At 34.3% G+C, this 7,315-nt stretch carries 9 protein-coding genes; 6 read left to right on the top strand and 3 right to left on the bottom strand.

Translation table 11 applies throughout. The features are described from left to right. Window positions 1-90 precede the first annotated feature (90 nt). A complete protein-coding gene (locus ACIQ2S_RS09465; protein ID WP_396175333.1) occupies window positions 91-1,152 on the top strand; it encodes a DUF3810 domain-containing protein in 1,062 nt (353 codons plus the stop codon). Window positions 1,153-1,205: 53 nt separating this feature from the next. Here the strand turns inward: ACIQ2S_RS09465 and ACIQ2S_RS09460 are convergent, their stop codons facing one another. Continuing rightward, window positions 1,206-2,510 carry an NAD(P)/FAD-dependent oxidoreductase gene (locus ACIQ2S_RS09460; RefSeq protein ID WP_396175331.1) on the bottom strand — a complete coding sequence of 435 codons (1,305 nt, stop codon included), beginning with the start codon at window positions 2,508-2,510 and terminating at the stop codon, window positions 1,206-1,208. A 431-nt stretch (window positions 2,511-2,941) separates the two neighbouring features. Between ACIQ2S_RS09460 and ACIQ2S_RS09455 the strand changes: the two genes are divergently transcribed. The 3 genes from ACIQ2S_RS09455 to ACIQ2S_RS09445 are packed head-to-tail and all read left to right on the top strand — an operon-like array spanning window position 2,942 to window position 4,938. After that, window positions 2,942-3,436, top strand: a complete 495-nt coding sequence (locus tag ACIQ2S_RS09455; protein ID WP_396175329.1) for an RNA polymerase sigma factor — start codon at window positions 2,942-2,944, stop codon at window positions 3,434-3,436. A 4-nt stretch (window positions 3,437-3,440) separates the two neighbouring features. Then, entirely contained in the window at window positions 3,441-4,082 is a 642-nt protein-coding gene (locus tag ACIQ2S_RS09450) for a hypothetical protein (RefSeq protein ID WP_396175327.1), read from the top strand. A 1-nt stretch (window position 4,083) separates the two neighbouring features. After that, window positions 4,084-4,938: a TraB/GumN family protein gene (locus tag ACIQ2S_RS09445; protein ID WP_396175325.1), complete on the top strand. Its 855-nt coding sequence runs from the start codon at window positions 4,084-4,086 to the stop codon at window positions 4,936-4,938. Here the strand turns inward: ACIQ2S_RS09445 and ACIQ2S_RS09440 are convergent. Both ACIQ2S_RS09440 and ACIQ2S_RS09435 read right to left on the bottom strand, forming a co-directional pair. Then, complete coding sequence (locus ACIQ2S_RS09440) at window positions 4,935-5,738, bottom strand: lysophospholipid acyltransferase family protein (RefSeq protein ID WP_396175323.1); 804 nt, start codon at window positions 5,736-5,738, stop codon at window positions 4,935-4,937. The two genes, ACIQ2S_RS09445 and ACIQ2S_RS09440, sit on opposite strands and share 4 nt — an antisense overlap. A 48-nt stretch (window positions 5,739-5,786) precedes the next feature. Next, entirely contained in the window at window positions 5,787-6,428 is a 642-nt protein-coding gene (locus tag ACIQ2S_RS09435; protein ID WP_396175321.1) for an NUDIX hydrolase, read from the bottom strand. Here ACIQ2S_RS09435 and ACIQ2S_RS09430 point away from each other — a divergent pair. Further along, window positions 6,417-7,118 (top strand): peptidylprolyl isomerase, encoded by a 702-nt coding sequence (locus tag ACIQ2S_RS09430; protein WP_396175319.1) that lies wholly within the window; start codon window positions 6,417-6,419, stop codon window positions 7,116-7,118. The two genes, ACIQ2S_RS09435 and ACIQ2S_RS09430, sit on opposite strands and share 12 nt — an antisense overlap. Next, the coding region (locus tag ACIQ2S_RS09425) for a DUF4268 domain-containing protein (protein WP_396175317.1) at window positions 7,118-7,315 on the top strand (198 nt) is incomplete at its 3' end. The genes ACIQ2S_RS09430 and ACIQ2S_RS09425, both read left to right, overlap by 1 nt.

Here is a 7,315-nt window from a genome sequence, read left to right as displayed (position 1 = left end):
TCTAAATAAAGAACTTAATTTTATTAAAATTTCGCTAAACCTTTTAACCGTTACCAATAACCCATCACCTTTTCATATATTTGACCAACGATGATTCAAAAAAAATACATACTTCCTTTTTTGCTTTTTATACAAATCATTGCATTGAAAATTGCTTCTCTTTTTCCTGAATTTATTGAAAAGTATTACAGCAACGGATTGTATTCAATAATCTCAAAAATTTCCAGAACCACTTTTGGATTTACTTCTATTTCCATTGGAGATATTATTTACGGTATTGTTTTATTTTTGGTTTTCAGATGGTTTTGGAAAGTGCGAAAAACATGGAAAATCAATTGGAAAGATAATCTATTGAAAGTATTGGGTTTTGCTTCCGTATTTTATTTTCTGTTTCATTTGTTGTGGGCAACCAATTATCATCGAATACCGATGTATGAAAAACTGGCAATTGACAAAGAATATTCCACACAAGAATTAGAGGCTTTTACCCTAAAATTGATTGAAAAAACGAATGCTATTCACCAAAAAATCACGCAAAATGATTCCTTAAAAGTGGTTGTTCCCTATTCTACTCAGGAAATTTTTGAGTTGAGTGTCAAAAGTTATGAATCAGTTCAAAAAGAATTTCCTTTTCTTACGTATGAAAAACCCAGCATTAAACCTTCTTTAATTAGTGTGCCGTTGAGTTATATGGGATTTGGCGGTTATTTGAATCCGTTTACCAATGAAGCTCAAGTGAATGATTGCTTACCAAAATATAATTTTCCAACCACAACGTTGCACGAAATGGCTCATCAAATTGGCTATGCCAGTGAAAGCGAAGCCAATTTTATTGGGTTTTTAGCTTCCATCAAAAGTGACAATGTTTATTTTCAATATTCCGGTTATAGTTTTGCGGTGAAACATTGTCTCCGCAATTTAGAACGCATCAAAGAAGGAAGTAGTGAGAAGTTTTTACCCTTACTAAATTCGGGAATTATCAAAAACTTTGAAGAAAGCAAACAATTTCGTGAAGAATATGAAACTTTTTTGGAACCGATTTTCAAAACTTTTTACGACAACTTTTTAAAACTCAACAAACAAAAAGACGGTTTGGAAGGTTATAGTAAATTTGTGGGTTTGATGATTGGAATGGAAAAAAGTAAGGAGTAAGGAGTTATTAGTTGGGAGAATTTACTTCCTACTCCTTACTAAAAACTCCCAACTTAAACTTCATCCGCAACAAAAGAAGTCACATCTTTCTTTTTAAAAGGTCGGATAATCAATCGTCCTTCGCGGTCTAAACGAATGTAATTATAAATCCAATTCGTCAAAACGACGGCTTTATTTTTAAACCCGATGAGTGAAAATAAGTGCACAAAAATCCAAACAAACCAAGCAAAAAAACCGCTAAAATGAAACCTTGGTAAGTCAACCACTGCTTTGTTTCTGCCAATAGTTGCCATGGAACCTTTATCATTGTACTCAAACGGTTTAAGCGATTGCTTATTAATTTTTCGAACAATGTTTTCGCCTAACCATTTTCCTTGTTGCATTGCCGGTTGTGCCATCATGGGGTGTCCAAAAGGGTTTTTCTCAGAAATCATGGCTGCAATATCTCCAATGGCAAATATGTTTTCGTAGCCTTCTACTTGATTGAATTCATTTACTTTCACACGATCGGCTCTTGGTATAATGGCGTTTGTATCAATTCCTGAAGGCAACGAGCCTTTTACTCCAGCAGTCCAAATGACCGTTGCCGTTTCAAAAGTCAACGTTGAATTAGTTGTAACTGTTTTACCATCGTATCCTGTCACCCGAACATCTTTCCAAACATTAACGCCTAAATCCACAAGAAAATCTTCAGCTTCTTTAGATGATTTTTCACTCATCGTATCCAATATCCGTTCACCGGATTGAATGAGGTTAATCTGCATTTTACGCACATCCAAATCGGGGTAATCTTTGGGAAGAATGGCTTTTTTCATTTCGGCTAAAGCTCCGGCTAATTCTACTCCGGTGGGTCCGCCACCTACCAATACAAAATTAATCAAACTATGTCGGTCATGAATATCATTGGTCAATAACGCCTGCTCAAAATTTTCAAGAATTAAACTTCTGATATTTAGCGATTGTGGAATAGTTTTCATCGCCACGCTGTGCCGTTCAATTTCTTTGTTGCCAAAAAAATTGGTTTTAGAACCGGTAGCTAAGACTAAATAATCATACCGCAACTCCCCGATGTCAGCCATCACTTTTTGATTTTTCGTGTCAATTTCATTGACAAAACCCAGACGGAAATAAAAATTTTGATACTCCTGAACCACTTTACGAATGGGGTATGCAATGGAACCCGCTTCTAGTCCGCCCGTGGCCACTTGATATAAAAGTGGTTGAAACGTATGGTAATTATGTTTGTCAATTAAAACAACTTGAATGCGTTGATTTTTGAGTTTTTTGGCAAGAGCAATTCCGGCAAAACCACCACCGATGATGACAATTCTGGGAAGATTGGTATTTGGAATATTCATTTTTTAAGGCACTAAGGTTCTGAGGCACTAAGGCTCTGAGGTTTTGAATGGTAAAGATAAGGAGTTTTAACAGTTGAAGGATTACTCCTTTTTTTTCTTGTTGAAATTTAACTGAAATTTATCAGTTTTTGGAACTTGAACGGATAGCTTTTTTGAACACAGATTAAAAAACTATGAAAAATTTTTGCAACCTGAAACTTGGAACCTGAAACTTGAAACCTGAAACCTGTAACTTTTTAGCCCCGATTGAAATGAAAAGCCTCTTGAAACAAAATGTATTTTTTCTTGCTTTGTCAAAGCGACCAGCGGAAGCTCTTGAAAAAGCTTTGAAAAAAACATTTTGAGAAAAGAGCTTGCAATGAAAAGCGGGATTAGCTTCTGAAAAAAAAGCTACCTTGTAACAAATTAAACACTCAAGCTACTAACACCACATGAGCAATTCACTGGAGCAATCTTTTGTCAAGCAATTAAAGGAGAATCAGAACATTATTCACAAGATTTGTCGATTATACACATCGGGTGAAGATGCTCATAATGATTTATTTCAGGAAATTACCATTCAGTTATGGAAAGCTTATCCAAAGTTTAGAGGAGAATCAAAGTTTTCTACTTGGGCCTATCGAGTGGCTTTGAATACTGCCATTACGTTGTACAGAAAAAGCACACGTATGGTTGCCACCACCGACATGGAAGGCAAAAGACAATTTGTAGCTCCCGAAGATTATAATTTTGAAGAAGAAGAACAAATCAAATTGCTATACAAAGCCGTACAACAATTAAATGATATTGAAAAAGCATTGGTCTTTATGTATTTAGAAGATAAAGACTATGAAGAAATTGCCGAAACATTGGGCATTAGTGAAGTAAATGCACGAGTGAAGATGAACAGAATTAAAGGGAAATTAAAAAAAATCGTAAATCCGTAGGAACATGACAGAGGAATTAGATTTATTAAAAAAAGCGTGGAAAAACGACGCTCATTCATACACAGAAGTTTCTGAACAGCAAATTTATGAAATGATTCATAAACGATCATCATCTATTGTCAAATGGATTTTGATGATTAGCATTGCAGAATTGATTGTATGGTCAGGTATCAGTTTTCTATTTGTAGATGAAAACTACTTGAAAACCTTGGAAATGTATCATATTGATACACTTTTTAAAGTGCTGACTTTTTTAAATTATGCGGTTGTGATCGCTTTTATATACCTCTTTTACAAGAATTTTAAAACTATTTCTACAACTGATACCGTTAAAAAATTAATGAGTTCAATCATTAAAACCCGCAAGACCGTTCAATATTACATTTGGTATAACTTATCTATGTTTGCCATTATTTTCGTTGTTGTAGTTATTTCGCAAATCACCTATGACCCAAATTTAAATTCTGTAATTGAGAGTAATAAGGACCTAGATCCGCAAACTTTTTGGATCATACTCGGAATTACCTATTTTGTTTTATTTGCCATAACATTTGGATTGTTCTGGTTGTTTTATAAATTGATTTACGGATTTTTAATGAGAAGGCTTTTAAATAATCACCAAGAATTAAAGAAAATTGATTACTAAGATGAAAAGAATACTCCTTTCCTTACTAGCTCTTTTTGCAACGCAAGCAGAAGCTCAAAATTTAGAAAAATCATTACTGTGGAAAATTTCCGGAAACGGAATTAAGGAAGCTTCCTATTTATATGGCACCATTCACATTACTTGTGATGCAACATTGCCACAAAAAGCAGTAAAAGCATTAGAAGCAACAGATCAATTGTATTTAGAATTGGATATGGACGACCCTACTTTACAACAAAGTATGATGCAAAGTATGATGATGAAAGACGGTAAAACGATGTCATCTTTAGTCTCTGCAGAAGATTTTAAAATTGTTGATGAGTTTTTAACTAAACAGCTGGGCTATTCAGCCCAAATGCTCAACACGTTCAAGCCGTTCATGATAAGTGCAATGTTGTACCCTAAAATGATTGACTGCGAAATGCAATCTGTTGAAGGAAATCTGATGACTGTAATCAAAGAACAGCAAGAAGAAGTTTTTGGTTTGGAATCAATTGAGGAACAAATGAACGTATTTGATGCCATTCCGTATGAAGTTCAAATGAAAGAGTTGGTTAAAACTGCTAAAAACAATTTAGCGAAAGATAAACAAGAAATGCAATTATTCCTCGATATCTATAAATCTGAAGACATTAATGCGATGTATGCTGCTACGCAAAAATCAGAAAATGAAATCACTTCAAAATATGAAGAAATTCTTTTAAGCAACAGAAATAAAAATTGGATTCCAATTATTGAAAAAGTTGCCAAAGAAAAAGCAACTTTTTTTGGTGTTGGTGCCGGACATTTAGGCGGTGAAATGGGCGTAATTCAATTGCTTAGAAAAAAAGGATACAAAGTAGAAGCTGTTTTTTAATATTTCCATTTTCTTTCTATGTCCAATTCCGCTTGTTCTTGCAGCAATTCAACAGGAATTACCTTCAAAAGCGACGCATGTTGTTCAATAGCAAATTCAATTTTTTCAACGATTTCTTCAACAGTTTCGTTGTCGTAATCAATTTGCAAAGGCTCTTTGATAACCATTGATTGTAGAATTCCCTTTTTCTTGATTCGCAATCCCTTGCGGTCAAACGAACGTCTAAAACCATCAATCACAATTGGAACTACAATAGGTTTGTGTTGTTTGATTATGTGAGCGGTTCCCTTTCGAACCGGTTTAAAAGAACGGGTTGTTCCTTGCGGAAAAGTGATTACCCAACCATCATTTAAAGCTATTCTGATGTTCTCGGTATCATTCGGATTCACTTCTCGTTTGACGTCTTTTCCTTTCGAACGCCAAGTTCGTTCCACAGTAATCGCACCTGCATAAGCCAAAATTCTGGGAAGTAAACCTTCTTTCATGGTTTCACTGGCAGCTACATAGTAGATATTCATTTTAGGCTGCCATAAATAACCCACATTTTTTATGTTGTCCTCTCTTCCACTTAAGCTTGCGTTAAAAACATGAAACATTGCAACCACATCAGCAAAGTAAGTTTGGTGATTAGAGATAAATAAAACACCTGTTTCTGGTAGGTCTTTTATAATTTCGGATCCTTCAATATGCATCTCATTAAAACCTCTGTAACGTTGGTGAGTCATCACCCCGAAAATTCGGATGAGCCATTTTTTAAGGAACAGAATATGTCCGAAAGGATTTCTTTTAAACAATCCCATAATTAACATTTTTATTAAAAACAGAATACGAATTTATAAAAAACAAAATTAGTAGAGCACCTTTTTGAGTGTTTCTTTCAACTCCGACATCATCATGGCAGTTGCTCCCCACACCACATGTTCCTTTACCAAAAAAGCAGGCACATCTATACTTGCTGCATAGGAAGTTGTCAATTTTCTGGTAACAACATTTTTATCATCCAAAAATACGGTTAAAGGCAATTCAATAATTCCCGCCACTTCATCAGTTTGCAAAACAAAGGAAGGTTCCGAAATGCTTATGCCCAAAAAAGGAGCTACCAAAAAATTACTGGGAGGTATATATATCTCTGTAAATTCTTTAATAATTTCAATAGATGACTTATGAATACCAATTTCTTCCTCTGTTTCCCTTAAAGCTGTATCTGCCATTGATGCATCAAAACTTTCAACTTTCCCTCCCGGAAAAGCAATTTGTGAAGAATGAACACCGGGATAGGAATTCCTCACAATTAAAACTAAATGTGTTTGACTTTCTTTTGGATAAAAAAGCATCATGACTGCGGCTTTCTTGGGTGACAATCCTTCGTATGAAAAACTGTTTAATAGTTCCAATCGCTCAATAGGTGCCATTTTTGCATGAGCATGAGCCGCTGGTAGCGTTTCTTTTGCTATTTTTGGAACATATTTTAAAAAACTATGAAAGTCCACAGAAATCTGCTTTTAGTTTTGTTTTTAGTCATTGTTTCATGTGAAACGAAAACTAAAGATAAGACAGAAAAAACAAGTAAACAAATAATTAAAACCGAGAAGGTCGAGATAGAAAAACCAAAAGAAAAGTTTGACCTAGAAACCTTTTCAATTACCGATGAAAATGTTGTTGAATTTCTAATGTGGTACGGTGAAAAAAACAAAGAAAATAAAATTTTAATTGAAACAGAATTTGGCGACATTGAAGTAGAATTATTTAATGAAACCCCTTTACATCGAGCAAATTTTATTTATTTAACTAAGAAAAAGTATTTTAATACAACCTATTTTCATCGAGTAGTAAAAAACTTCATCATTCAAGGCGGTAGTTCCGACGAATCAATCACTCAAAAAGAACGTAAAGCTATTGGTAAATATCTAATCCCTGCTGAATTTAGAAGTCAGCTTCGTCATAATTATGGAGCCATGGCTGCTGCAAGAGATTGGGAAAAAAATCCTGAGAAAAAAAGTAACCCTTTCGAATTTTACTTTATTCAGAATAAAAAAGGTTCACATCATTTAAATGGCGAACACACTGTTTTTGGCAGAATAACCAAGGGATTTGATGTAATGGACAAAATCGCAAGTCAGGAAACAGATCCCGGAGAATATCCGTTATTAAACATAGAAATTAAAGTATCCCTTCGATAATGTACAGTAAAGAAGAAGCACTACAAGTAAAAAAGGACTTTTGGAGCTTATTTGCGGAAGAATATCCAAGAAAATGGTTGTTATACAACACAAAAATAAAAGACGTCAGCTTTAAATTTAATGCTGACAACAAAAAAGTAATAGTTTCATTAGATATTGAACCGAAAAATAACGAAAATCGACTAATCTACTTTCAA

Source organism: Flavobacterium sp., assembly GCF_044371705.1.
Taxonomy (GTDB): Bacteria; Bacteroidota; Bacteroidia; order Flavobacteriales; family Flavobacteriaceae; genus Flavobacterium.
This window is presented reverse-complemented; position numbering and strand designations above follow the sequence as displayed.